The sequence below is a fragment of the Massilia sp. P2_C2 genome (assembly GCF_056404615.1).
Map to the genome: position 1 here is coordinate 1 of NZ_JBFUDR010000520.1, position 2457 is coordinate 2457.

General features: G+C 69.7%; 2 protein-coding genes. Both read left to right on the forward strand.

The features are described 5' to 3' along the window. Nucleotides 1-243, forward strand: a 243-nt coding sequence (locus AC1DYX_RS30340) for a type VI secretion system baseplate subunit TssG (protein WP_477265816.1), incomplete at its 5' end; no start/stop codon positions are given. 29 nt (nt 244-272) lie between these two features. Continuing rightward, a partial coding sequence (gene tssH / locus AC1DYX_RS30345; protein ID WP_477265818.1) for a type VI secretion system ATPase TssH occupies nt 273-2457 on the forward strand: 2185 nt, incomplete at its 3' end.

Consider the following 2457-nt stretch of genomic DNA (forward strand, 5'->3'; position numbering starts at 1 on the left):
GCGTACGAAGCCTTCCTGCCGGGCGGCCGCGCGGCGCGCGCGCTGGCCGCGCTGGTCACGCTGTTCACGGGACTGTCGCTCGAATACGAGGTGCGGCTCGTGCTGCGCGCCGATCACGTGCGCGGCGTCGCGCTCGCGGGCGGCCGGCGGGCCGGCGGGCGGCTCGGCTGGGACGGGTTCCTCGTCGACGGCCCGCAGACGACACACCGCGCCGACGTGCATTACGAAATCCACGCCGCCTGACCGCGGTAACCAGACACGAGGAAACCTGATTGAGCATCAACCTGAAAACCCTGATCGGCAAGCTGGACGACGCATGCCGCACGGCCGCCACCCGGGCGGCGGGCCTGTGTGTGTCGCTGGGCCAGTACGAGGTCGACATCGAGCACCTGCTGCTGGCGCTGCTGGAACAGCCGGCCTGCGACGTGGCCGTCATCGCGCGCCGCTGCGGCGTGTCGCTGGAACGCCTGGCGTCCGACCTGCAGGCGGAAGTGGCCGGTTTCAAAAGCGGCAACACGCGCACGCCCGTGTTCTCGGAGCGCCTGCCGAAGCTGTTCGAACACGCATGGCTGATCGCCTCGCTCGACCTGCGCGCCGGCGGCCAGGGCGGCATCCGCAGCGGCCACCTGCTGCAGGCATTGCTGGGTTCTCCCGAGTTATCGCAGCTGGCGCACCGCGTGTCCGGCCAGTTCGCGGCATTCGATATCGAGCGCATCAAGCACCATTTCGACGACATCACGGCCGGATCGGACGAAGTGCCCGTTGGCGCGGCGCCGTCCGGGCAGGAAGCGGGCGCGGACCCGCTGGCCGACCTGCAGCGTGCGGCGGCATCGAAGACGCCCGCGCTGGACCAGTTCACGACGAACCTCACGCAGCGCGCGCGCGACGGCAAGATCGACCCCGTGATCGGGCGCGACGCGGAGATCCGCCAGCTCGTCGACATCCTCATGCGCCGGCGCCAGAACAACCCCATCCTGACGGGCGAGGCGGGCGTCGGCAAGACGGCCGTGGTGGAAGGCCTCGCGCTGCGCATCGCGCAAGGCGAAGTGCCCGAGGTACTGCGCGGCGTGGAAATCCACGTGCTGGACCTGGGCCTGTTGCAGGCCGGTGCCAGCGTCAAGGGCGAGTTCGAGAACCGTCTCAAGAACACGATCGCCGAGGTGAAGAAGAGTCCCCACCCCATCATCCTGTTCATCGACGAAGCGCACACGATGATCGGCGCGGGCGGGCAGGCGGGCCAGAACGACGCCGCCAACCTGCTGAAACCGGCGCTGGCGCGCGGCGAACTGCGCACGATCGCGGCCACCACGTGGAGCGAGTACAAGAAATACTTCGAGAAGGATCCCGCGCTGGCGCGGCGCTTCCAGGTCGTGAAGGTCGAGGAGCCGAGCGAGGAACTGGCGTGCGCCATGCTGCGCGGGATGGCGCCGTTGATGGAACGACACTTCAACGTCCGCATCCACGACGAGGCCATCACCGAGGCCGTGCGCCTGTCGCACCGCTACATCAGCGGCCGCCAGCTGCCGGACAAGGCCATCGGCGTGCTCGACACGGCGTGCGCGCAGGTGGCGCTGGGCCGCGACGCGGCGCCTGCGCGCATCGAAGACCTGGCGCGCCGGCTGGAGCGTATCGATGCGGAACGGCAGGCGCTGGAGCGTGAACAGGTGGCAGGCGAGGGCGCGCATGACACCAGGCTGGAGGAGCTGGCCGCGACGCGCGGCGCCGTCGAGGACGAACTGGCGACCTTGCGCGCCCGCTGGGAACGCGAACGCGATCTCGTGCAGCGGATCCGCGCAGCGGCCGACTCGCGCGCCCTGCGCGAGGAACTGAAGGCGGCACAGGGCGAGACGCCGCTCGTGCCGCTGCAGGTGGATGGCCACGTGGTCGCCGGCATCGTCGCCGGCTGGACCGGCATCCCGCTCGGCAAGATGGTCAGGGACGAGATCCGCACGGTGCTGAACCTGAAGGACCTGCTGGAGGCACGCGTGCTGGGCCAACCGCATGCGATCGATGCGGTGGCCCAGCGCGTGCGCACGGCGCGCGCGCAGCTGGACGACCCGGACAAGCCGCAGGGCGTGTTCCTGTTCGTGGGCCCGTCGGGCGTCGGCAAGACTGAGACCGCGCTCGCGCTGGCCGACGTGCTGTACGGCGGCGAGCGCAAGCTCGTCACCATCAACATGAGCGAATACCAGGAGGCGCACAGCGTCTCCGGGCTGAAAGGCTCGCCGCCGGGCTATGTCGGCTATGGCGAGGGCGGCGTGCTGACGGAGGCCGTGCGCCGCAATCCGTACAGCGTCGTGCTGCTGGACGAAGCGGAGAAGGCGCATCCGGACGTGCTGGAGCTGTTCTTCCAGGTGTTCGACAAGGGCGTGCTGGACGACGCCGAAGGGCGCGAGGTCGACTTCCGCAATACGATCATCATCCTCACGTCGAACGTGGCCTCGAGCGCGCTGATGC